Raw genomic sequence first — 23833 nt, forward strand, 5'->3', positions numbered from 1 at the left:
CCGTCCGGCCTGTTCGCCTCGGGCGAAATCGGCTGGGTCGAGCCGATGATCCCCGGCGTGACGCTGTTTCAGGATGCGGCCGGGACGATCCCGGTCACCGCGGCGGGGCAGCCGGTGGGGCTGTCGAAATTCACCGCGGGCGGGCAGATCGGTTTCGTGCAGGCGACGGCGGCCAATCGCCCGATCTATCAGCTCGATGCGCAGGGCCGCGGCTGTCTGGCCCATAACGGGCTCAACCAGTGGATGGCGGCGGCCGCGATCGCCTGGGGGTCGGACGAGGCCACGATCTGCGCGGGGGTGCGCAAGCTGTCGGATGCGGCCCAGGGCGTCGTGTTCGAGACGGGCACAAACTCTGGCGGCGGCGGGGCGGAGAGCGGCGTGTTCGCGCTGCTGGCGCCGCGGACCGCGGCCGATTTCGGAGTGAATTTCAAGGGATCGCAGATTTCTGCCGCGACCAGTGCCGGGCAGGCCGCGCCGAAAACGGTCGTCGTGACGGGCATCGGCAAGATCTCGGCGGACATCATCCGGCTGCGTATCAACGGCGTTCCGGACGCGCAATCTGCCGCGGATCAGGGCCTGGGCAGCTACGGCACCTATCCGCTTTACGCCGGGGCGCGGGCCGGAACGGGGGTGTATCTGAACGGCGCCCGCTATCCGTCGGTGGGCCTCAACCGGTTGCTGACCGAGGCCGAGCTGGCGCAGCTCGAGGCCTGGGTGAACGCACGCACCGGGGCGTTCTGAAGCCGCCCCGGAGGATCGCGACCCGACCGCGCCTGTCGCGCCCGCGCCGATCGGCAAGGCGGCATTTTCCGCCCGGACATCGGCGCAAGCGCAACAGATTTAAGGCTTCTTTCACTCCCCTGACCGATGATCGGCGCGCGGCATTCCAGAACGGCGGTGCCAGAAACAGATCCGGGCCCGCAGGGGCCCCTTCAGGGTGAGTGGCAGAATGTCCCTTCTCAGCACGATGACGACGGCCGAAATCGCGGCGCTGTCGACCTCGGTCATGTCCGGTCTGACGACGGGCGATATCGTCGGCGTCAGCCCGGAGCAGATGCGGGCCCTGGGCGCGGCGCAGATCCAGGCGCTGTCGACTGCTTTCGTCTCGGGGCTGACGCCGCTGCAGATGCAGATGCTGACCACCGACCAGTTCGCCGCGCTGCTGTTTCCGCAGATCGCGGTGCTGAACACCGTCGCGCTGCGCGGCCTTTCGACCGAGGCGATCGTCGCGCTGACCACGGAACAGGCGGCCGCGCTGACCTCGGCGCAGGTCGCGGCGCTCTCGACGCTGCAGATCAGCGCCTTTGAAACCGCCGATCTGGCGATGCTGGGCGCGGATGCGATGCTTGGCCTGACCGCGACGCAGATGCGGGCGCTGGCCACGCGGCAGGTCGCGGCGCTCACCCTTGATCAGCTCAATGTGCTGACCGCGACCGCGGCCGCGGCCGTCAGTTCGGCGCAGCTTTCGGCCCTGAGCACGGCGCAGATCGCCGCGCTGAACGAGCCTGCGGTGACCGCGCTGGGCACGGCGGCGCTGCGCGGGTTGGCGACAGAGGACATCGTGGCGCTGAGCGCCGATGCCGCCGCGGCCTTGACCGCAACGCAGATCGCCGCGCTGAGCACCGAGCAGCTGGCGGCTTTCGAGACCGTCGATTTCGCGCATCTGAGCACCGCGGCTCTGGCCGGGCTGGGCTCGGCGCAGATCCGCAGCCTGTCCACCGACAAGCTGGCGGCGCTGGCGAGCGAGCAGATGGCGGGGCTCACGAGCAGCATGATCCAGGGTCTGGGCACCGATCAGATCGGCGCCTTTTCGACGGCGCAGATCCGCGCGCTGGCCAGCCGGGCGGCGACGGCGCTGAGTTCGGCGCAGCTCTCGGCGCTCTCGGCCGCGCAGATCGGCGCCTTTTCCGGCGCGGCCTTCGCGGCGATCGGCACCGCCGCGCTGAAGGGACTTTCGACCGAGGACATGGCCGGCCTGAGCACGGTCGAACTTGCGGCGCTGACCGGGGCGCAGATGACGGCGCTGAGCACCGCGCAGCTGGGGGCGCTGGGCACGGCGCAGATCGCCGCGCTGTCCGAGGCGGCCGCCGAGGCGCTGAGTTCGGCGCAGATCGACGCTTTCTCCACCGCGCAGATCGCGGCTTTGGGCAGTTCTGCCTTTGCGGCGCTGGGCACGGCGGCGCTGCGGGCGCTGACGACCGAGGATATCGTGGCGCTGACCCAGGCGCAGGCGGCGGCGATGACCGAGACGCAGGTGGCGGCGCTGAGCACCGAACAGATCGCGGCGCTCGAAGTCGAGGATTTCGCCCGGCTCTCGGGCGAGGCGGCGGCCGGGCTGGGCGCGGCGCAGATCGCGGCGCTGAAAGAGGCGCATCTGGCGGCGATGGGCACGGCGATCCTGGCGGGTCTGGGCAGTGCGGCGGTGGCGGGGTTCGGCACGGCGCAGATCGGCGCGCTTGGCACGGCGCAGCTGGCGGCGATCAGCGCGAGCGGCGCGGCGGGCCTGAGTTCGGCGCAGCTGGCGGCGCTGGAGACCGGGCAGATCGCGGCGCTGGCCACGGCGGCGATCGCCGGGCTGTCGACGGCGGGGCTGCGCGGGCTTTCGGCCGAGGATATCGCGGCGCTGACGACGGCGCAGGCGCGGGCGCTGAAATCGGCGCAGGTCGCGGCGCTGACGACGGCGCAGATCGCCGCCTTCGAGACCGAGGACATGGCGGTGCTCGGGTCGGCCGCGCTGTCCGGGCTGGGCTCGGCGCAGGCGCGGGCGCTGAGCACGGCGCAGATCGCGACGCTGGGCACGGCGCAGATCGCGGGGCTGGGCAGCGCGGCGGTTTCGGGGCTGAGCGCGACACAGATCGGCAGGCTGAGCACCGCACAGATCGGCGCGCTCTCCAGCCTTGCGGTGGCCGGGCTCGGTTCGGCGCAGGCGGCGGCGCTGAGCACGGCGCAGGTCGCGGCGCTGGCCTCGGCGACGGTGGCGGCGCTGGGCACGGCGGCGATCCGCGGCCTTGGGACCGATGACATCGTGGCGCTGACGACGGCGCAGGCGGCGCGTCTGGGCTCGGTGCAGATCGGCGCGCTGACCAGCACGCAGATCGCGGCCTTCGAGGCGGGCGATCTGGCGCAGATCAGCGCGACGGCACTGGCCGGGCTCGGCTCGGCCACGATTGCCGGGCTGTCGGGCGCGCAGATCGGGGGGCTTTCGACGCGGCAGATCGCGGGTCTGACGAACACCGCGATCCCGGGTCTGAGCGCGACGCAGATCGGCGCCTTCGGCACCGCGCAGATCCGCGCGCTTTCCAGCAGTGCAGTGCGCGGGCTGACCTCGGCGCAGATGGCGGCGTTGAGCACGACGCAGCTGGCGGCGCTGAACACGGCCAGCCTGACGGCGCTGAGTGCCAATGCGATCAAGGGCCTCGGCACCGATGACATCGTGGCGCTGACGACGGCGCAGGCGGCGGCGCTGGGTTCGACGCAGCTTCTGGCGCTGTCCAGCACGCAGGTGGCGGCGCTGGAGACCGCCGATCTGGTGCGGCTCGGGGTCGAGGCGTTGGCGGGCTTCGGTTCGACCCAGATCAAGGGGCTGTCGACGCGGCAGATCGCGGCCCTGCTGGCCGATCAGGTCGCCGCCCTGTCGCAGGAGGCGGTGACGGCGCTGGGCACGGCACAGCTGGCCAGCCTTGGCACCGATCAGGTCGCGGCGCTGGCCAGCACCGCGGTCGGCGGGCTCGGCTCGGCGCAGATCGCGGCGCTGACCACGGCGCAGATCGCCGCGATCGCCACCGACAGCTTTGCCGCGCTGGCCAGTGGCGCGCTGAAAGGGCTTGCGACCGGCGACATCGTCGCGCTGACCGGCGATCAGATGGCGGCGATGACCTCGCAACAGGTGGCGGCGCTGAGCACGGCGCAGCTTGCCGCGATCGAGGTCGAGGATCTGACCCGGCTTTCGACGACGGCGCTGGCCGGGCTCGGCTCGGCGCAGATCAAATGCCTGAGCGGCGCGCAGATCGGCGTCCTTGGCGCCGATCTGATCGCCAGCCTGTCGAGCGCGGCGATTGCCGGTCTGACCACCGGCCAGATCGCCGGGCTGACCGCCGATCAGATCGCCGCGCTGTCGAGCAGCGCCGCCGGGGCGCTGAGTTCGTCGCAGATCGCGGCGCTGGACACGGCGCAGATCGCGGCTTTCAGCACGGCGGCGATGGCGACGCTGGGCACGGCGGCGCTCAAGGGGCTGAGCGGCGCGGCGGTGGCGGCGCTGAGCGGCGATCAGGTCGGCGCGATGACCTCGACGCAGGTCGCGGCGCTGAGTTCGCAGCAGATCGCGGCGCTGGAAGCGGGCGATCTGGCGCGGCTGACCACCACCGCGATGCCGGGGCTGGGCTCCAATCAGGTCAAGGGCCTGAGCCTGACGCAGATGGCGGCGCTTGGCACCGAACAGGTGGCCTGCCTGAGCAGCACGGCGCTGGGCGCGCTGTCGACGGCGCAGGTGGCGGCGCTGGCGGGCGATCAGCTGGCGGCGCTTTCGGCGGGCGGCGGCGCCGGGATGGGCTCGGCGCAGATCGCCGCCCTTTCCACCGCGCAGATCGCCGCGCTGTCGACGGCGGCGCTTTCGGCGCTGAGCCCCTCGGCGCTGGCGGGCCTTGGCACGAATGACATCGTCGCGCTGACCGCCGAGGCGGCGGCGGCGCTGATGTCGCGCCAGATCGCCGCCCTGACGACGACGCAGATCGCCGCCTTCCAGACCGAGGATCTGGCGCAGGTGGCCACCACCGCGATCCGGGGCCTGACCTCGGCGCAGGCGCGGGTGCTCTCGACGGCGCAACTGGCCAGCCTTTCGGCCGATCAGGTCACCGCGCTGTCCAGCGGCGCGCTGTCGGGGTTGAGCACGGCGCAGATCGCCAGCCTCTCGCTGGAGCAGCTGGGCGCGCTCTCGGCCACCGCCGCGCGCGGGCTGAGCGCGGCGCAGCTGACGGCGCTGGGCACGGCGCAGGTCGCGGCGCTGTCGACGGCGGCGGTCGGCGGGCTGGGCACCGCCGCGCTGGCCGGGCTGGGCACAAATGACATCGCCGCGCTGGAGGGCGAGGCGGTGGCGGCGCTGACCTCGACCCAGATCGCGGCTTTCAGCACGGCGCAGATCCGCGCCATCGACACCGCGGATCTGGGCCAGCTGGGCACGCTGGCGTTGCAGGGCCTGAGCTCGGATCAGATCGTCGGGCTGAGCACGGCGCAGATCGCGGCACTGAGCCTTGCGCAGGTGGCGCGGCTGAGCACGGCGGCGGTTCTTGGCCTCGGCACGGCGCAGCTGGCGGGGTTCACGGTCGAGCAGATCGGCGCGTTTTCGGCCACCGCGGCCCGGACGCTGAGCGCGACGCAGGTGGCGGGTTTCGACACGGCGCAGATCGCGGCGTTGGGCACGGCGGCGGTGGCGGCGCTGACGACGACGGCGCTGGCGGGGCTGGACACGGCGGACATGGCGGCGCTGAACGATGCGGCGGTGGCGGCGCTGACCTCGGGGCAGCTGGCGGCCCTGACCTCGCGCCAGGTCGGCGCGCTCGAGATCGACGATTTCGGCCGCCTCTCCAGCGCGGCGATGGCGGGCTTTGGCGCGGCGCAGGTGGCCGGGCTGGGCACGGCGCAGATCGTCGCGCTGGGGGCGACGCGGATCGGGCAGCTGGGCACGGCGGCGATCGCGGCCTTTTCGACCGGGCAGATCGCCGCCCTGTCCACCGCTCAGGCGCGGGCGATTTCCGGCGGCGCGGCGCGCGGCTTCAGCGCCGCACAGGTGGCCGCCTTCACCACCGAGCAGATCGAGGCGCTGAGCACGGCGGCGGTGGCGGCGCTGGGCACGGCGGCGTTGGCCGGGCTGGCAAGCGAGGATATCGTGGCGCTGACCACGGCGCAGGCGGCGCGTCTGACCTCGGCGCAGATCGGCGCGCTCACCACGACGCAGGTCGCCGCCTTCGAGACCGAGGATCTGGCGCAGATCGCCCCCTCGTCGTTGCGGGCGTTGGGCTCGGCGCAGCTTGCCGCCTTCTCGACGCGGCAGGTGGCGGCGCTGTCGACCGGGGCGATCGGCGCGCTGAGCACGGCCGCGCTGAAGGGGCTCGGCACGAATGACATCGTCGCCCTGACCACGGCGCAGGCGGCACGGCTGAGCGCGGCGCAGATCGCAGCGCTGAGCACGGCGCAGATCGCGGCGCTGGAAACCGCGGATATCGCCCAGCTTTCGGTCTCGGCCATGGCGGGGTTCGGGACCGCGCTGATGCCAGGCCTGAGCACGGCGCAGATCCGCGCCCTGACCACGGCGCAGATCGCGCGGCTGACCGGCGCGGCGATTGCCGGGCTGACGACGCGGCAGATCGCGGCGCTGAGCACGGCGCAGGTCGCGGCGCTGTCGAGCGCGGCGGTCACCGCGCTTGGCTCGGCGCAGCTGGCGGCTTTCGGCACGGCGCAGATCGCGGCGCTGGGCAGCGCGGTCATTCCGGCGCTGACCACGGCGGCGCTGCGCGGGATGGAAACCGCCGATGTCGCCGCCCTGACCGGGGCGCAGGTCGCCCGGCTCGGCTCGGCGCAGATCCGGGCGCTGTCGGCGGCGCAGATCGCCGCCCTTGACGCCGCGGATGTGGCGCAGCTTGCGCCCGTGGCGATGGCGGGGATCGGCGCGGCGCAGATGGCGGCCTTTGACACCGCGCAGATCGCCGCGCTGACGGAAATGCAGATGGCGCGGCTTGGCTCGGCGGCGATCGCGGGCCTCGGCGTGCCGCAGATCGCGGCGATGACGACCGCGCAGATCCGCGCCATCGCCGCCGCCGCGGCCGCCGCTTTCGGCTCGGCGCAGCTTGCGGCCTTCGAGACCGGGCAGATCGCCGCGCTGGGCACCGGCGCGCTGGCGGGCCTGGGCACGGCAGCGCTGCGCGGCCTCTCGACGGCGCAGATCGCGGCCCTGACCACGGCGCAGGCACCGGTTCTGAGTTCGACGCAAATCGCCGCGCTGAGCACCGCGCAGATCGCCGCCCTTGAGGCCGAAGATCTGGCGCGGCTCTCGGCGACGGCCTTTGGCGGCCTCGGGTCGGGTCAGCTTGCCAGCCTTGACACCACGCAGATCGCCGCGATTTCCGCGACACAGATCGCCCGGCTGACCGCCACGGCGATCACCGGCCTGACCACGGCGCAGGCGGCGGCGCTCTCGACCGATCAGGTGCGCGGCATTTCGGCCAGCGCGATCCGTGCGCTCGGCTCGACGCAGGTCGCCGCGCTCTCGACCGATCAGATCGCCGCAATCGGCACCGCGGCGCTGGCCGCGCTCTCGACCACGGCGCTGCGCGGGCTTGGCACCGATGATGTGCGCGCGCTGACCACGACGCAGGCCGCAAGCCTGACGTTGAGCCAGGTGGCGGCGCTGAGCACGGCGCAGGTGCGGGCGCTGGAGGCGCAGGATCTGGCCCGGATCAGCGCCGCGGCGATCGTCGGCCTTGGCACGGCGCAGATCGGCAGCCTGGCCAGCGCGCAGGCGGCAGCGCTGATGACCGCGCAGGTCGCCAGCCTGACCACGGCGCAGATCCATGCGCTGAGCACCGCCGCCGTCACGGCGCTGTCGACGGCGGCGATCCGCGCCCTGCGCACGACGCAGATGGGCGGCTGGACCACCGCGCAGATCGCGGCCTTCACGCTGGATCAGATCGTCGCGCTGGAAACCGCCGACATCCGGGCGCTGACCGGAATTCAGGTCGCCGCCTTTACCGAGACGCAGCGCGACGCGATGACGGCGGCGCAGATCGCGGCGCTGTCGCTTTAAGCGGCCGCCGCGGGCCGGTCGAGCAGATAGCGGCAGCTCTGGCGGTCGAAGCCGGTGATCGCCAGACCCGCGGCAAAGGCCTCTTGCAGGGCGGCGCGCAGGCGCATCCGTTCGGCCAGGGCGCGGGCCGGATCGGCCTGCAGGAGCGCGTCGATATCGGCGGGGATCCCGGCTGTGGCCGCGGTCTGCGGCGCGGGCGACGGCTGGCCCGCGGCCCGGGCGACGACCCACGGCGCATCGAGCTGCCAGACCGCCATCACCCGGTCCGAGGGCAGGCCCGCATTGATCCCCGGCATCGGCCCGTAATAATCGGGCAGATACTCCTGCGCCCTCGCCCCCAGCACCGCGATGTTCAGCCCGGCATTGATCGCGCGCAGGGGATCATAGGTCCAGCGCACCAGCCGGATGCCGCGCGCCAGACACCAGTCGCGCTGGAACCATTTCAGCCGCGCCCCCAGCCCCAGACCGCGCGCCTTTTGCGACACCGCCAGCCGGTGCGAATGCTGCACCCCGGGCGTGGCGCTGGGGAAACCGAAGAGAAACCCCAGCATCTGATCGCCCGCAAAGGCCCCGGCCACCAGCGCGCCTTCGTGCTGAAGCGCCAGCATGATGTCGCTGTTGTCGGGCCGCTCGCCCTCGCCCCAGACCTCGACCTGAAAGCGCTCGGCCTGTTGCAGCTCGGCGACGCCCGCAAGCTCGCGCAGGATCACCGCGGCGGTCATGGGCGGATCTCCTCGGTCGAGCGGGTGACACTGTTCAGGAACGGCCGATCCAGCGTCACCCCGATCCCCGCGCCGGTCCCCGGCACCGGCATCAGCCCATCAGTGGCTTCCAGCGGTTCGGCGATGATGTCGCGGTGGAAATAGCGGCTGGCCGAGGAGGTGTCGCCCGGTTTGGTGAAATTCGGCAACGTCGCCAGATGGATGTTGTGGGCCCGGCCGATCCCGCTTTCCAGCATGCCACCGCACCAGACCGGGGCGCCGAAGGCCTCGGACACGTCATGGATCGCCTTCGCCGCCGTGTAGCCGCCGACCCGGCCGACCTTGATGTTGATCACCCGCGCCGCCCCCGCCGCCAGCGCCTTGCGGCAATCGGCGGGCGTGCGGATCGATTCATCCAGACAGATCGCGGTGGCGATCTCGCGTTGCACCAGCGCATGATCGTGGATGTCATCGACGGCCAAGGGCTGCTCGATGTAATCGAGATCGAAGCGATCCATCGCCCGCAGCGTCGCCAGATCGGCCAGACCGTAAGCCGTGTTCGCATCGACCGTCAGCTTGACGGCGGGGAAATCGCGCCGCACCGCATCGAGCAGCTTCAGGTCATGGCCCTGCGCCACCTTCAGCTTGATGCGCTTGTAGCCCGCGGCCTCGGCCTCGGCGATGCGCTCAAGCGTGCGGTCGATCGGCGTGATGCCGAGCGACACCCCCACCGGAACGGCGTCGCGAACGCCGCCCAAAGCCGCACAAAGCGGCAGGTTCAAGGCCTTCGTCCACAGATCCCAGAACGCCAGTTCCACCAGCGCCTTGCTCATCTTGTGACCGCGCCAGGGGGCGAGCAGCGCCGTCAGCTCGGCCGGATTGCCGATCCGCTTGCCGACGATCTGCGGCAGGATCAGCTCGCGCAGGAAGGCGAGCGCCCCGGGAAGGGTCTCCTCCAGATAATCGGGATAGGGGTCCATCACCCCCTCGCCATAACCCTCGACCCCGTCCGCCCGCAGCGTGAGCAGCGGAAAGGTCTTGTCGGTCAGGGTCTGGTTCGAGACGGTGAAAGGGGTGATCAGGGGCAGGTTGACGACGCGCAGCTCGGCGCTGTCGATCGTCACCCCGGCAAAGGCTTGGGTCATGCGATATCTCGGCGGGTTTTGGAGATGAAACGGGCGAACACCTCGGTTTCGGGGTGATCGAAAAGCTTGTCGGGCGGGCCCTGTTCGGCGATCCGGCCTTCGTTCAGGAACACGACCTCGGTCGAGACGTCGCGGGCAAAGGCCATCTCGTGGGTGACAACGATCATCGTGCGCCCCTCGGCGGCGAGATCCTGCATCACCTTCAGCACCTCGCCCACCAGTTCCGGGTCGAGCGCCGAAGTCGGCTCGTCGAACAGGATCACGTCGGGTTCCATCGCCAGCGCGCGGGCAATCGCCACGCGCTGCTGCTGCCCGCCCGAGAGCATCGCCGGGTAATGGTGCATCCGGTCGGCCAGACCGACGCGGGCCAGAAGCGCCTCGGCCAGATCGCGGGCTTCGGGCTTGGCCATGCGCTTGACCTGCACCGGGCCTTCCATGACGTTTTCCAGCGCGGTGCGATGGGTCCAGAGGTTGAACTGCTGAAACACCATGCCCAGATGGCGGCGCATCCGCTCGATCTGGCGCTGATCGCCGATGCGGCCGTTGCGAAAGACGATCTCCTCGCCATGCACGGCGACGGAACCCGAATTCGGAATTTCCAGACAGTTCAGGCAACGCAGAAAGGTCGATTTGCCCGACCCCGAGGTGCCGAGGATCGAGATCACGTCATGGTTGCGCGCACCAAGGGTGATGCCCTTGAGCACCTCCTGCGCGCCGAAGCTCTTGTGGATGTCCTGCGCGCTCAGCACCAGATCGGTTGCGGTTTTCGGGGGCATGGCTCAGTTTCCTTGCGTGCGGCGCATCGGGCGGGTCAGGCGGCGTTCGATCTGCCGCCACAAAAAGACGAAGACGACGGTGATCAGCAGATAAAGTGCCGCGGCTTCGAAATAGACGGAAAACTCGAAACTGCGCGAGAAGATCTGCCGCGTTCGTCCCATCAGGTCGAAGACGGTGACGATCGAGGCGAGCGCCGAGGCTTTCATCAGCAAGATCACCTCATTGCCCAAAGCCGGCCAGGCGATGCGATAGGCATGGGGAAAGGTGACGCGGGCCAGAACCTGCGCCCGGGTCATGCCGATGGCGCGGGCGGCCTCGATCTCTCCGGGCGGCACCGCCTGCAACCCGCCGCGCAGGATTTCGGTCTGATAGGCGCAGGAATTCAGCACGAAGACCAGCACGGCGCAGTTGAACGGATCGCGGAAGAACGACCACAGGCCCAGCGCGGTCAGCTCGGCGCGGAATTGCCCCGAGCCGTAGAAGACCAGAAACAGCTGCGCCAGCAAGGGCGTGCCGCGCATGAAGGAGATGTAGATCCGCAACAGCACCTTGGCCGGGGTGGGGCCGCCCAGACGGATCAGCGCCAGACCGGGCGAGAAGACGGCGGCCAGCGCGGCGCCAAGGCCGGTCAGCAGCAGCGTCGTTTCCAGGCCGTCGAGCAGTTTCGGCAGATTGGCGGAGAGGCTCTCGATCAGGCTCATCTCAGACCCTCCGCAGGCCGCGGTTCGCCCGCGCTTCAAGCCGCGCCAGCACCAGTTCCGAGCCAAGGCAAAGCGCCCAATAGATCAGGCAGGCGGCCAGATAAAAGGTGAAGGGCTGTTTCGTCACGCCGACCGCGACCTTGGTGGCCCGCATCAGATCATCGAGCGCGATGACCGAGACGAGCGCCGTATCTTTCAACAGGTTGAGCCAGAGGTTCCCCATGCCCGGCAGGGCAAAGCGCCACAATTGCGGCAGCTTGATGCGCCAGAACACCTGTCGCCCGGTCATGCCGATGGCAAGGCCCGCCAGCACCTGCCCCTCGGGCACGGATTGAAAGGCGCCGCGCAGCACCTCGGCGGCGAAGGCGGCAAAGACGAGGGCGAGCGCGATGACGCCCGCCGCGAAGGGCGGGAAATCGACCGCGCCGAGCTGCGGGGCAAAGGCGTCCAAAAGCCGGTTCAGCCCCAGCCCCAGCCCGTTGTAGACGATGAACAGCGTCAGGATTTCCGGCATCCCGCGCATCACCGTCGTATAGCCCCAGCCCATCGCCCGCAGCCCGGGGCGGCGCGAGAGCGAGAGCGCCGCCACGAAAAAGCCCAGCAAAAGCCCCAAGGGAAGGGTGGCCGCTGCAAGTTGCAGCGTCACCCCGAGCCCCGCGAGGAGTTCGTCGCCCCAGCCTTGGGGGCCATATGAGAACAGCGTTTCCATCATCTGCCGCCTCGGCCGGGGCCGTGATCACTTCATCGAATAGATGTCGATCGAGAAGTATTTGTCGTTGATTTTCTTGTAGGTGCCGTCGGCGCGGATCTCGGCCAGGGCCTTGTTCAGCCGCTCGCGCAGCGCGTTGTCCTCCTGCCGCACGGCAATGCCCACGCCCTCGCCGACAAAGGCCGGATCGGTGATCGGCGCGCCCGCCAGCTTGCAGCATGTGCCGTCTTCGGATTTCTCGACGAAATCAAGCAGCGGCAGCATGTCGCCCACCATCACGTCAAGCCGCCCCGAAGCCATGTCGAGGCTCGCCTCGTCCTGGGTCGGATAGAGCCGCACATCGGCATCGGGGTACATCTTCACCGCATAATCGGCCTGCGTCGTGCCCGATTGCGCGCCGACGACCTTGCCCGCCAGGGTCTCGTTCGAAAATTCGGAAATTTCGGAGTCTTTCGGCACGACATGGGTCATCGCCGCCATGTAATAGGGGTTGGTGAAGGCGACCTGCTGCTTGCGTTCCTCGGTGATGAACATCGAGGCGATGACGAAATCGTATTTCTGCGCGATCAGGCCGGGGATGATGCCGTCCCAATCCTGCGCCACCACCTCGCAGTCGGCGCCGATGCGCTTGCACAGTTCCAGCCCGATATCGAGATCGAAGCCCGCGATCGTGCCGTCGGGCTGCACGAAGTTGAAGGGCGGATAGGCGCCCTCGGTGCCCAGCCGCAGTTTCTCGGCCTGCGCGGCGCCCGTCATCGCGACAAGGGCCAGCGTGCAGGCCAGAAGTTTCGAACGCAGTGTCATGGTGTCTTTCCCCTGTTGGTGGTGGTCATTGCGCGACCGGTGTCAGCGGGTTGCCGACATGGCCGCTGAACGCGCCGTAAAGCCGCGCGATTTCATTCAGACGGGTTTCGGCGCCCTCGCCCAGCGCCAGAAAGATGTCGTTGATCAGGAGGTTGCCCAAAAGCGCCAGATGCGCGGTGGAATCCCAGAACTGGTTCACCTCGGTCGCCACGCTGAAGACCTCGGAGGCGTGATCGGCGCCCCAGCTGCAATAGCGGTCGGTGAAAAGCGTCACCGCAATGCCCCGCGCCCGCGCCTCGCGCGCCAGAACCAGCGCCTGCCGGGCGTAACGACGCGCCTCGAAAATCGCCAGACAGGTGTCTTCGGGCGCGTCAGATTCGGCCAGCACTTCCGCGAAATTGCCCGTCGAAAGATCGACGCCTTGCACCCCGGGGCGGACATATTGCATCTGCGCGGCGAAGTACTGCGCCAGACCGCGCTCGGTCTGGAAGCCCGCCACCAGCACCCGCCGGGCCCGGGCAAACCGCAAGGCCACCCGCTGCCAATCCTCGGTCCGGGCCAGTTCGTAAACCCCCACCAGCCCGGCGATCTCGGCTTTCAGCCCCTGCGACAGCCGTTCGTCGCGCTGATCCGAGGCGCGGCGCAGCGCGTCCAGCCGGTCCTTGATCAGCCAGGGCTGATCGCCGATGTCATCGCGCAGATGGTCCTTGAGATCCTTGAAATTCGCATAGCCGATGGCGCGGCAGAACCGGCCGATGCTGACCTCGCTAACCTGAACCCTGGCCGCCAGCGTCGCCGCCGTCTCGAAGGGCAGGTCCTGAAACTGCGCCAGCATGAAATGCGCAATCGCCCGCATCGACGGCGAGCCGGTCTCGGCGGCCAGGGCAAGCCGCGCGCGCAGGGGCTGTTGGTCGGTCTCGGTCAGGATCGGCTCCGCGAATCAATGTCAGCTTTCTGTCACAAAGACTTCGGTTGCATTTATCTTGCAAGCGCCAAGCCGGGACCAGGGCGGAAAAATCGCGGTCCGGCACGGCCTGTGCCGCGATTGCAGGCAGCGGCGCGCAAACGGGCGCCGCCTGCGAAACCCGATTTCCGACGCAGGACGAGGGAAAATATCGCAAGCGGAGCAGGTTGACCTTCCGCCGCGCGGGTCCGATGCTCGCCCCGGGCCGCGGCGCGGAGCCCCTCGCGTCCGATCCCGCCGCAAGCCCCGACCGGGATGGTTTCCACCCCGCTTTTTCCGGCCCGCCGCCCGCAAGCGGCGCCCGGTCCGACACGAAAGGAACGGCAGATGCCCGCACTCGATCACCCGGCATCCGCGATGCTCGACCTCGATTCCGCCCGCCGTCTGGCCTGCGGTCTGGTCGCGCCGATCGGCGACAGCGAAAGTCTCGATCTGGCGCAGGCCACGGGCCGCACCTCGGCCAGCAGCCTGCGCGCCGAGATCGCCCTGCCCCGCACCGCCCGCGCGGCGATGGACGGTTTTGCCCTGCGCACCGCCGATCTGGCCGCGGCTCTGACGCTGCCCGTCGCGGGCACGGTCGCGGCCGGGATGCAGGCGCCCCCCCTGCCCGAAGGCGCCGCGCTGCGCATCTTCACCGGCGCGCAGATCCCCGCGGGCGCCGATGCCGTCGTGCCGGTCGAAGAGGTGACCGAGACCGGCGCCGAGGTGCAGCTGACCGCCGTCCCCGCGCCGGGGTCGCATATCCGCGCCGTGGGCTCGGAACAGCCTGCGGGCGGGCTTTTGCTGCGCCGCGGCACCCGCCTTCGGGCGCATCACATCGGCCTTCTGGCCTCGAACGGCGTGGCCCGGGTCGAGGTCGTGCGCCGTCCGCGGCTGGCGATCCTGTCGACCGGCGACGAGCTGCACCGGCCGGAGGCCGCAGGATCGTCGCGGGACACGATGCCGGATGTGAACCGGCCCATGCTGATCGCGCTGGCGCAAGGCGCGGGCGCCGAGGTCGACGATCACGGCATCCTGCCCGACGAGGCCGAGGCGACGGTGGCGAAATTCGCCAGCCTGCAGGGGCGTTATGATCTGATCGTGACCACCGGCGCGGTGTCGATGGGCGGGCGCGATCACCTGCGCCCGGCGCTGCTTGCGGCGGGCGGGCAGATCGACGGCTGGAAAGTGGCGCTCAAGCCCGGCAAGCCGGTGATGTTCGGCCGTCTGGGCACTGCGGCGGTGACCGGCCTGCCCGGCAATCCGTTCTCGGCGATGGTCGGCTTCACGCTCTTCGTCTCGGCGCAGATCGCCCGGCTGAAGGGCGCGGTTCCGGCGCCGCTCTTCCATTGTGCCGGACGGGCCGGGTTCGACTGGATCCGCAAGCCGGGCCGGGCCGAGATCTTCCCGATCCGGCTTGGAAACCGGGAAATCGACGGCCTGCCGGTGGTGCAGCGTCTGGGCGAGGGCACCTCGGCCACGCTCTTTCCGCTCGCCGAGGCGGATGGTCTGGGCTTCGTGTCGGCGGAGACCACCCGGGTCGGCGTCGGCACGCCGATCTGCTGGCAGCCTTTCGAGGCCGGAAACCGCTGAGCGCTCAGCCCGCCGGGCGCAACCGCCCGGCCGAGGCCCCGGTCAGCGGCAGATTCAGCGGCAAATCGAGGCAGGCCACCGCCCCCAGCCCCTTGCCGGGGCTGGTCAGCGTCACCCTGCCCCCCAGCGCCGAGAGCGTGTTGGCGCACCAATGCAGCCCCAGCCCGCCGTGCTTGTCGGTGCGGGTGGAAAAGCCGCGCTCGAACAGCCGCGCCCCGGTGGCGGCATCGAAGCCGTCGCCATCATCGGCCAGCGTGACGCGGCAGCGCTGGCCGTCTTCGGAAAGCGTCACGCCGATCGCGATCCGGCCCTGCGCCCGGCCGCTGGCGGCGATCGCCTCGGTGGCGTTGACGACCAGATTTTCCAGGATCTGCGCCAGCAGAACCCGGTTGCCGCGCACCTGCAGCCCCGGCGGACAGTCGATCGACAGATCGATCTTCGGCCCTTCCACGAAGCGCGCCGCCGTCGCGGCCCGGCCCAGCGCCCGGGTCAGATCGCAGGCCTCGTCGCGGTTCACCCGGGCGGGATCGCGCGGCGCCCGCATCGCCTCGAGCGCCTCGGTCAGGCAGCGTCCCGCCTCCTGCAGCAGTGCACGCGCCTCGGCCCCGCGCTGGTCCCGCTCGGCGTCAAGCGCGTCAAGATAGGCGACCAGGCGCTCTCGGCGGTCCGCGGCGGTCTGCGGATCGGCCAGTTCCTGCCGCGCCCGGCCCGCCTCGGGCGGCAGGTCGGGGAGCAGATGGCGGTTCAGATCGGCCAGGATCACCCGCACCGGGCTGAGACTGTTGCGCAGATTGTGCAAAAGCCCGGTCGCATTCTGCTCGCGGCCAAGCGCGAAGGATTGCGCGGCATGAGACAGGCGCAAAGCCTCGAGTTCCGCCGCCATCTCGTTGAAATCCCGGTGCAGGGCGCCGATTTCATCGGCCCGCGGCGGGCCCTCGAACGGCACCAGCTCGCCCGCATGCCGGATCCGCACCACATGTTCGCGAAAGGCGAGGATCGGCGCCAGAACCTGCGTGGAGAGCCGCCGCCCGAGCAGCGCCATCAGCGCCGCCAGCAGGCCCAGCAGCGCCACGACAGTCAGATCGCGCAGCCGTTCGCCCGCCGCCAGCACAAGGCGCGGCAACTGAAAGCGCAGCATCGCCACCGGGGGCCCCGCGCCCATCGCCACCGGAACCGCGACATCCACAAGATCATCCGCGCCGACCACCACCGGCACCGTCGAAAAATCCGAAAAGTCGAGCCGCACCGGAACCTGCAGGGATTGGGACAGGCTCGCCGCCTCGATCAGATGCAGGAAGACCAGAACCCCCTCGGGCGTGCCCGCCCCGTTGCTGCGCCGCACCGGGGCGCTGGCCACGGCGTAAAGGCGCCCGCCCTGCTGCCAATAGCCCGCCGAGGCGGTCTTGCCATCGCGAGAGGGCTGCAACGCCATGGCATCGACATCGGCCAGGACGGCGGTGGCCAGATCGGGGTCGGGCGCCCCGGTCTCGGGGTCGAAACAGAAGGCGCGTTGCGCGGACCGGTCCAGCCGCAGGAAGGCGGCGCAAGAGATTTCGGCATTGACGAAGGAGATCGCGTTGATGTTGCGGTCTTCATAAGCGCGATCAAAAGCGCGCAGGTAGAAGAAGGTCTCGTCCCAAAGCCCCCAGTCAAGCACATGCGCCTCGTTGGCGACAAGACCGGCGCTCAGCGCCGCCCGGGCGCGGTCGACGTCCCGGCCGATCTCGGCATTTTCCAGTGCGCCGAAACTGCTGTGGATCATCACGCCAAGCACCATCGCAAACAGCGCCGCCGCGCTGATGCCGATCGCCGTCAGTTCGAAGATCAGGGCGGCGCGCAGGCTTTTGGCGCGCGGGACGGGCAGGCGCAGGCGCATCGCGTCGCCTTACCCTGCGGCGCTGCGGCTGGGTTCGCCCCCGGAGGCGGAGAGAACCCGCTCCACCGCCTGACCCTGGCCGAACAGGAAGCCCTGCAGATGGGTGCAGCCGAGTTGGCGCAACACGTCGCGTTGGCTGATCCGTTCCACCCCCTCGGCGACGATGTCAAGGCCCAGCCCCGCGGCCAGATGCGACAGCGCGGTGACGATGGCGGCCGAGGGGCGATCGCGGTCCATTCCCTCGATGAAACTGCGGTCGATCTTGATCGCATCGACGGCAAGATCCTGCAGATGGGTGATGCTGGAAGCGCCGGTGCCGAAATCGTCGATCGCCACCCGGAAACCCTGGGCGCGCAGCTCGTCGACGATCTTGCGGCTTTGCCGGGCATGGGCGCGCAGCGTGCTTTCGGTGACCTCGATCTGGATCAGCGCCGGGGCAAGGCCGTTCTGCCGCGCCTCGGCGGCGAGGCGGGCAACGAAATCCTGACGCTGGAACTGCCGCGGCGAGAAGTTGATCGCGGTGAACTTTCCAGGCCAGCCGCGGGCATCGCACAGCACCCGTTCCACCACCCAGTCGCCCAGAAGCAGCGTCACCGGGCTTTCCTCGGCGATCGGCATGAAGACGCCGGGCGGCACGGTGCCGTAATCGCGGCTGTTCCAGCGCAACAGCGCCTCGTAGCCCACCACCTCCAGCGTGTCCGAGGCGACGATGGGCTGGTAATGGATCGACAATTCCGCGCTGGCGAGCGCGTAGAACAGCCCCGCCTCGATGCGCTGGCGAAACTGCTGGCTGGCGTCGAGCTGCTTGTCGAACACCCGCACCGTCTGGCCGCCATCCTGTTTCGCGGCAAACAGCGCCAGATCGGCAAAGCGCATCAGATCGGCGGCGTCGCAATCGGGATGGCACGACCCGTCAACCAGCCCGCAGGAGGCGCCGATGAAGACCGAATTGCCGAAAACCGAGAAATCCCCCGAACAGGTTTCCAAAAGCCCCTGACAGGTGGCCACCGCCGTCTCCCGGTCCGTCCCGGTCAGCAACACGCCGAATTCGTCGCCCCCCAGACGCGCCACCATCGTCCCCTCGGGGGCGCGGGCGCAAAAGGCGGCACAGGCCATGCGGATGACTTCGTCGCCGGCGTCATGGCCGAAGGTGTCGTTCACATGCTTGAAATGGTCGAGATCAAGGAAAGCGACGAAAAGATCGTTCGGCCCGGCCTCAAGCCGTTCGACCAGCCGGTTCTGGAACGCCATCCGGTTCGCCGCGCCGGTCAGGAAATCATGGCTGGCGATGTGCTGGGCGCGGGCCTCGCTGGCGGCGAGTTCGGCGATCTTGGCGCGCAGGACCATCAGCTGGCGGGTGTCATTGTCCCATCTTTCGCACAGGGCCCGGGCCATCTGCCGCACCTCGTCGGGCTCGAAGGGCTTGCAGATGTAAAAGATCCTGTCGGCCGGACCGGCCACGGCGGTGATGTCGGTCACCGAATGGTCCGACCAGGCCGACACGATGACGATCTGCAGATCGGGGTCGATCGCGCGCAAGCGGCGCGCGGTTTCCTTGCCGTCGATCCCCGGCGGCATCCGCACGTCGACAAAGGCGACCTTGAAGGGCGTGCCCTCCTGCAGGGCCCGCGCCGCCAGCTCGATACCCTCCAGCCCCTGCGCGGCAAAGCTGACCTCGAAGGCCGGGGCCTCCCGGGACACCGGCGGCGGAAGCGCGGCGCCGAAGAGTTCCTCGGCCAGCGCATCGGCGCGGGACAGGGAACGGGAGGGGGCGGGGCTGGAAAACAAAAGGCGATAGGCGTCGCGAACGGCGGCTTCGTCATCAATGACGAGAATGGACATGCGGTCCTCCCGGAGATTTGGGCCGAGACTAGCCGCAAGTCGTTAAGGATCGGTTTGCCCGGTCAAGGACGACCGTCAGCCCGCCAGAACCTTGCGAAACCGCGCCAGAACGATCGTCACCGCCACCGCCGCCATGCCCGCCATCACCGCCATTTCCGGCCAGACCAGCGCCAGCCCCGCGCCGCGATACAGCACCGCCTGCGCGAAGATGACGAAATGCGTCGCGGGGGAAATCGCCCGCATCGTCCCCTGCAGCCAGTCGGGCATCGATTCCAGCGGCGTCATCCCCCCGGAAAGCAGGATCATCAGCACGATCACCGGAATGACCAGAAGCCCGAACTGCCCCATCGTCCGGGTGAAGGAGGCCAAAAGCAGCCCGAGGCTCGCCACCGCCACCACATAGATCGCCGCGCCGCTGGCATAAAGCCAAAGCGAGCCCGCCACCGGCACGCCCATCGCGCCCTCGACCACCACCACAAGGCTGAACAGCGACGCCAACAGGATCACCGCCCCCGAGGCGAGGATCTTTGCCGCGACGATCTCGTGCGGGCGCACGGGCATCACCAGCACATGTTCGATCGTGCCATGTTCGCGCTCGCGGATCATCGAGGCGCCCGACAGGATCAGCATCAGGATGGTGACATTGTTCATCAGCTGCATCACCGCGCTGAACCAGCTGGAGGTCAGGTTCGGGTTGAAGGCGTTGCGAAACACCACCCGAACCGGATCGGCGCTGGCCGCGCCGGGGGACAGCGCGGCGGAAAGCTCCTGCGACAGGGTCTGGCGCAGGAAACTGGCGCCATTGCCCGCCTGCGCCACCGCCGTCGCATCGACAAGGATCTGCAGCGTCGTCGCGCGGCCCGCATGCAGGTCGCGCTCGAAATCGGGCGGGATCGTCAGCACCAGGATCGCCTCGCCCGCGCGTTGGGCGGCGGCGGCCTGCTCGGCGGTCATCGGCACCGGCGCGGCGAAAAGCGGCGGGCGGATCGCATCGGACAGCCGGGCGGACAGCGGACTGCGGTCCTCGTCCACCACGGCGGTGGCCAGATGATCCACCTCGGTGCTGGCGGCGTCGGACACCAGCCAGACCGCCAGGGTGAAGACATAGGCGATCAGCACCAGCATCACCCGGTCGGTGCGGATCGCCCGCAGCTCCTTGCCGGTCAGCCACAGAATGTTGCGAAGGCTGCGCATTCACCGCTCCTGCTTGGGAAGGGACAGGATCGCCAGCGCCAGATAGACCGCCGCGAAAAGGCCAAGGACGGCGGCGGCGGTCATCGCCTCGGGCCAGCCGAAGCCCTTGAGGAACGCGCCCACCGAGACCGGCTGGAACCATGCGCCCGGAAAGGCCAGACCGAAGATCCGCCCGCCCTCGCCCAGCGAGGAAACCGGCACGATCAGCCCGGAAAAGTTCACCGTGGGAATGATCGACACGACGGCGGTGGCAAAGACCGCCGCCACCTGCGTGCGGGTGAAAGCCGAGATCAGCTGGCCAAAGCCGGTCGTGGCCGTCACATAGACCAGCGCCACAAAGGCCAGCGCGGGCAGGCTGCCCGAAAGCGGCACGCCAAAAACCGTCACCCCAAGCGTCACCAGCACCCAGAAGCTGACCCAGGCCAGCGCCAGATAGGGCAGCTGCTTGCCGACCAGAAACTCGATCCGGCTGACCGGGGTGGACTGGAAATTCGCGATCGTGCCGGTTTCCTTTTCGCGCACGACGCTGACCGCCGCCATCACCGCGGGCACCAGCATCAGGATCAGCATGAGCACCGAGGGCACCATGGCATTGGCGCTTTCAAACGCCTGATTGAAGAGATAGCGGGTCTCGAAGCCCACCTTGGCCGTGCGGCCGATGCCCTCCTCGGCGGCGATCTTGTCGCTGAAATCCTGCAACACGCCAAGGGCATAGCCCTGCGCGGTCTGGGCGCGAAACGGCATCGCCCCGTCAAAGGTCAGGCCGATTTCCGGCACGGCGCCGCGGTGCAGATCGCGCCCGAAGCCCTCGGGGATATCCAGCGCGAGCGTCACGCCCCCCAGCCCCATCCGGCCCGGCAGCTCGCTCGGGCTGGCAAAGGGCGGGGCTTCGGCGAATTGCGGGATCGAGGTGAAGCCCTCGGTCAGGCGGCGGCTTTCGGCGCTTTGATCCTGATCCATCACCGCGAAGGACAGCCGGTCAACGTCAAAGGAAATCCCGAACCCCATCGCCAGCATCAGGATGACCGGGCCCAGCAGCGCGAAGAACAGCCGGATCGGATCGCGGGCCAGTTCCAGCGTCTCGCGCCAGGAATAGGCGTAAAGCCGCGTCAGCGCGGCGAGCCCCCGGCCCTTCGGCGCCGCAGCGGGCGCGGGCATCCGGGTCTCGGGCGCGGCCTCGTCGGTCTCGGCCTCGGCCTCCAGCACGGAAATGAAGGCGGTTTCCAGAGTGTCGGCCCCGCGCCGGGCGACGATCTCGGCGGGGGTGCCCAGCTCCAGCACCCGGCCCGCATGCATCAGCGAGATCCGGTCGCAGCGCGCCGCCTCGTTCATGAAATGGGTCGAGATGAAGATCGTCACGCCCTTCTCGCGCGAGAGCCGCATCAGCACCGTCCAGAACCCGTCGCGCGCCACCGGATCGACGCCCGAGGTGGGCTCGTCCAAAATCAGGATCGGCGGTTCGTGGATCATCGCGACGGCCAGTTGCAGCCGCTGACGCTGCCCCAGCGGCAGGCTTTCGGGCATCGCCCCGGCCACCTCGGCCAGATCGAATTCGGCCATCACCTCGGCCACGCGGGCCAGGCGCCGCTCGGGCGCGACGCCGTAAAGCCGCGCATGCAGGATCAGGTTTTGCCGCACCGTCAGCTCGCCATAAAGCGAGAACGCCTGCGACATGTAGCCGATGCCCAGCCGCGCCGTCATGTCGGAGCGCCCCAGTTCGCGGCCGAAGAGCTTCGTCGTGCCCTCGGTCGGGTCCAGAAGCCCGGTCAGCATCTTCATCGTCGTCGTCTTGCCGCAGCCGTTCGAGCCGAGAAAGCCGAAGATCTCGCCCTCGGGGATCGAAAAGCCGACGTGATCGACGGCGGTGAAGCCGCCGAAGCGTTTCACCAGCCCCTCGGCCGCGATGGCGATGCGGCCTTGATTTGCGGGGCGGGGCAGCACCGGCACCGGGGCGTGCCGGGCGCGGATCTCCGCGGGCAGAAGCGCGACGAAGGCCTCTTCAAGGCTGGCCGCCCCGGTGCTGGCGCGCAGATCGGCGGGCGCGCCGGTGGCGATGACCCTGCCCCCGTCCATCGCGGCGATCCAGTCGAAACGGTCGGCCTCTTCCATGTAAGCCGTCGCGGTCAGCACGCTCATGCCGGGCCGGGTGGCGCGGACGCGGGCGATCAGCTCCCAGAACTGCCGCCGCGACAAGGGATCGACGCCGGTCGTGGGCTCGTCCAGGATCAGAAGATCCGGGTCATGGATCAGCGCGGCGCAAAGACCCAGCTTCTGCTTCATCCCGCCCGAAAGCTTGCCCGCCGGACGGTCGGGAAAGGGCGCAAGGCCGGTGGCGTCGAGCAGCATCGCGATGCGCTCGGCCCGTTCGGCCGCGCCCTGACCGAAGAGCCTGCCGAAGAACTGCAGGTTTTCCACCACCGTCAGCGTCGGATACAGGTTCCGCCCCAGGCCTTGCGGCATATAGGCGATGCGCGGGGCGACGGCGGCGCGATGGGCGCGCTCGGCCATCGACCCGCCCAGGCTTTCGACCCGGCCGGTCTGCACCCGCCGCACCCCGGCCACCAGCGCCATCAGCGTCGATTTGCCGACGCCATCGGGGCCGATCAGCCCGGCCATCACGCCTGCGGGAATATCCAGCGTCACCGCCTCCAGCGCGGTCACCGCGCCGTAGCGATGGGAAACGCCGTTCAGCCGGGCAACGGGCTGCATCGGCCTACTCGGGCAGCTTCACCGCCAGATCGGCGGGCCAGGGCGTGTCGGGCGTCGCGCGCACGAAACCGATGCCGCGCACGCCGACCTTGACGCTGTCGGCAAAGCGCAACAGCAGATCGCGCGGGATCGCCAGCTTGACGCGGAACACAAGATCGGCGCGCTCGGTGCTGGTTTCGACCGATTTCGGGGTGAATTGCGCCTGCGGGGCGACGAAACTGACCCGCGCGGGCACCACATATTGCGGCACCGGGTCCAGAACCAGCCGCGCCTCGTCATTCAGCGCCAAGGTGCCCACGACCGCGGCGGGCAGGTAAAGCACCATGTAAACATCGGTCAGATCCAGCAGCGTCACCACGGGCGTGCCCGCCGCGATCACCTCGCCCGGCTCGTGCAGCCGGTAGAGCACCCGGCCGCGGATCGGCGCGCGGATCACCAGATCTTCGAGCGCGATCTTCGCCTGTTCGCGGCTGGCTTCGGCCGCGGCGATCAGCGCGGTGGCGTTTTGCACCTGCGCCCGCGCCGAGGCGAGCGAGGCCGTCGCCGCCGTCGCCCCGTTCACCGCATCGTCCAAGGTCGCCTGCGCCGCGTGGCCCTCGGCATGCAGCGTGGTGACCCGGGTCCGGGTCGTCACCGCCACGTCGAGCGCGCTTTGCGCCTGCATCACCGCCGCTTCGGCGCCCGCCTTGGCCGCCTCGGCCTGCAGCACCGCCGCCTCGGCCGCCAGCAGTTTCGCCTGCGCGTCGCGGTCATCAATCCGCGCCAGCACCGCCCCCGCCTCGACCATCTGCCCCTCTGACGCCGTGACCTCGGTCAGCCGCCCGGCATATTTTCCGGCCACATCGACGCTTTGCGTCTCAAGCCGCCCGTTCGAGGCGGTGACGCCGGTCTGATCCCCCGCCCCCTCGATCCGCGCCAAAAGCCCGGCAAAGGGCGATTGCGCCTGCACCGGCAGGCCAAGGGCCACAAGCCCGGCCAGAGAGACGACAGCGATACTGCGCAAGGACATCAGGGCCTCCGTGATGATCCGAAGTCTGAACCGGA

The 23833-nt window shown here is 69.6% G+C and carries 15 protein-coding genes; 3 read left to right on the forward strand and 12 right to left on the reverse strand.

Features of this window, described 5'->3' with window-relative positions:
* Positions 1–741: LamG domain-containing protein (locus LY44_RS18065; RefSeq protein ID WP_170126698.1), on the forward strand; the 741-nt coding region annotated here is incomplete at its 5' end.
* A 208-nt stretch (positions 742–949) separates the two neighbouring features.
* Positions 950–7795, forward strand: a complete 6846-nt coding sequence (locus LY44_RS16220; protein WP_055209699.1) for a hypothetical protein — start codon at positions 950–952, stop codon at positions 7793–7795.
* Here LY44_RS16220 and LY44_RS16225 read toward each other — a convergent pair.
* Genes LY44_RS16225 through LY44_RS16255 form a run of 7 tightly spaced genes read right to left on the reverse strand, consistent with a single transcriptional unit; the run spans position 7792 to position 13488 of the window.
* Complete coding sequence (locus LY44_RS16225; protein ID WP_055209698.1) at positions 7792–8517, reverse strand: GNAT family N-acetyltransferase; 726 nt, start codon at positions 8515–8517, stop codon at positions 7792–7794. The genes LY44_RS16220 and LY44_RS16225 overlap by 4 nt on opposite strands.
* A complete protein-coding gene (gene menC / locus LY44_RS16230; RefSeq protein ID WP_081024405.1) occupies positions 8514–9641 on the reverse strand; it encodes an o-succinylbenzoate synthase in 1128 nt (375 codons plus the stop codon). The genes LY44_RS16225 and menC overlap by 4 nt, the downstream gene beginning before the upstream one ends.
* A complete protein-coding gene (locus LY44_RS16235; RefSeq protein ID WP_055209697.1) occupies positions 9638–10417 on the reverse strand; it encodes an ABC transporter ATP-binding protein in 780 nt (259 codons plus the stop codon). Before LY44_RS16235 ends, menC begins: the two co-directional genes overlap by 4 nt.
* Before the next feature lie 3 nt (positions 10418–10420).
* Complete coding sequence (locus LY44_RS16240; RefSeq protein ID WP_065118363.1) at positions 10421–11119, reverse strand: ABC transporter permease; 699 nt, start codon at positions 11117–11119, stop codon at positions 10421–10423.
* A gap of 1 nt (position 11120) precedes the next feature.
* Positions 11121–11831 (reverse strand): ABC transporter permease, encoded by a 711-nt coding sequence (locus tag LY44_RS16245; RefSeq protein ID WP_201778580.1) that lies wholly within the window; start codon positions 11829–11831, stop codon positions 11121–11123.
* A 24-nt stretch (positions 11832–11855) separates the two neighbouring features.
* On the reverse strand, positions 11856–12632 hold the full coding sequence (locus tag LY44_RS16250; protein WP_055209696.1) for an ABC transporter substrate-binding protein: 777 nt from the start codon (positions 12630–12632) through the stop codon (positions 11856–11858).
* A 25-nt stretch (positions 12633–12657) separates the two neighbouring features.
* A complete protein-coding gene (locus tag LY44_RS16255; RefSeq protein WP_055209695.1) occupies positions 12658–13488 on the reverse strand; it encodes a MurR/RpiR family transcriptional regulator in 831 nt (276 codons plus the stop codon).
* Positions 13489–13923: 435 nt separating this feature from the next.
* Between LY44_RS16255 and LY44_RS16260 the strand changes: the two genes are divergently transcribed.
* Complete coding sequence (locus LY44_RS16260) at positions 13924–15168, forward strand: molybdopterin molybdotransferase MoeA (RefSeq protein WP_055209707.1); 1245 nt, start codon at positions 13924–13926, stop codon at positions 15166–15168.
* A 4-nt stretch (positions 15169–15172) separates the two neighbouring features.
* Here LY44_RS16260 and LY44_RS16265 read toward each other — a convergent pair whose 3' ends face one another.
* From LY44_RS16265 to LY44_RS16285, 5 genes are all read right to left on the reverse strand, one after another.
* Positions 15173–17044 carry a CHASE4 domain-containing protein gene (locus LY44_RS16265; RefSeq protein ID WP_055209694.1) on the reverse strand — a complete coding sequence of 624 codons (1872 nt, stop codon included), beginning with the start codon at positions 17042–17044 and terminating at the stop codon, positions 15173–15175.
* Positions 17045–17053: 9 nt separating this feature from the next.
* On the reverse strand, positions 17054–18886 hold the full coding sequence (locus LY44_RS16270) for a putative bifunctional diguanylate cyclase/phosphodiesterase (protein WP_055209693.1): 1833 nt from the start codon (positions 18884–18886) through the stop codon (positions 17054–17056).
* A gap of 75 nt (positions 18887–18961) precedes the next feature.
* Complete coding sequence (locus LY44_RS16275) at positions 18962–20080, reverse strand: ABC transporter permease (protein ID WP_055209692.1); 1119 nt, start codon at positions 20078–20080, stop codon at positions 18962–18964.
* Positions 20081–22789, reverse strand: coding sequence for a ribosome-associated ATPase/putative transporter RbbA (rbbA, locus tag LY44_RS16280; protein ID WP_055209691.1), 2709 nt, complete (start codon positions 22787–22789; stop codon positions 20081–20083).
* A gap of 4 nt (positions 22790–22793) precedes the next feature.
* Positions 22794–23798 (reverse strand): HlyD family secretion protein, encoded by a 1005-nt coding sequence (locus LY44_RS16285; protein WP_055209690.1) that lies wholly within the window; start codon positions 23796–23798, stop codon positions 22794–22796.
* Between the last annotated feature and the right edge of the window lie 35 nt (positions 23799–23833).

The organism is Rhodobacter capsulatus (genome assembly GCF_003254295.1).
Taxonomy (GTDB): domain Bacteria; phylum Pseudomonadota; class Alphaproteobacteria; order Rhodobacterales; family Rhodobacteraceae; genus Rhodobacter; species Rhodobacter capsulatus.

Excerpts from the sequence above, each read along its gene's own strand:
- LY44_RS16250 (WP_055209696.1), bottom strand. The coding sequence starts at position 12,632 with ATGACACTGCGTTCGAAACTTCTGGCCTGCACGCTGGCCCTTGTCGCG.
- LY44_RS16235 (WP_055209697.1), bottom strand. The coding sequence starts at position 10,417 with ATGCCCCCGAAAACCGCAACCGATCTGGTGCTGAGCGCGCAGGACATC.
- LY44_RS16240 (WP_065118363.1), bottom strand. The coding sequence starts at position 11,119 with ATGAGCCTGATCGAGAGCCTCTCCGCCAATCTGCCGAAACTGCTCGAC.
- LY44_RS16260 (WP_055209707.1), top strand. The coding sequence starts at position 13,924 with ATGCCCGCACTCGATCACCCGGCATCCGCGATGCTCGACCTCGATTCC.
- LY44_RS16245 (WP_201778580.1), bottom strand. The coding sequence starts at position 11,831 with ATGATGGAAACGCTGTTCTCATATGGCCCCCAAGGCTGGGGCGACGAA.
- rbbA (WP_055209691.1), bottom strand. The coding sequence starts at position 22,789 with ATGCAGCCCGTTGCCCGGCTGAACGGCGTTTCCCATCGCTACGGCGCG.
- menC (WP_081024405.1), bottom strand. The coding sequence starts at position 9,641 with ATGACCCAAGCCTTTGCCGGGGTGACGATCGACAGCGCCGAGCTGCGC.
- LY44_RS16275 (WP_055209692.1), bottom strand. The coding sequence starts at position 20,080 with ATGCGCAGCCTTCGCAACATTCTGTGGCTGACCGGCAAGGAGCTGCGG.
- LY44_RS16220 (WP_055209699.1), top strand. The coding sequence starts at position 950 with ATGTCCCTTCTCAGCACGATGACGACGGCCGAAATCGCGGCGCTGTCG.
- LY44_RS16225 (WP_055209698.1), bottom strand. The coding sequence starts at position 8,517 with ATGACCGCCGCGGTGATCCTGCGCGAGCTTGCGGGCGTCGCCGAGCTG.
- LY44_RS16265 (WP_055209694.1), bottom strand. The coding sequence starts at position 17,044 with ATGCGCCTGCGCCTGCCCGTCCCGCGCGCCAAAAGCCTGCGCGCCGCC.
- LY44_RS16285 (WP_055209690.1), bottom strand. The coding sequence starts at position 23,798 with ATGTCCTTGCGCAGTATCGCTGTCGTCTCTCTGGCCGGGCTTGTGGCC.
- LY44_RS16255 (WP_055209695.1), bottom strand. The coding sequence starts at position 13,488 with ATGCGGGCGATTGCGCATTTCATGCTGGCGCAGTTTCAGGACCTGCCC.
- LY44_RS16270 (WP_055209693.1), bottom strand. The coding sequence starts at position 18,886 with ATGTCCATTCTCGTCATTGATGACGAAGCCGCCGTTCGCGACGCCTAT.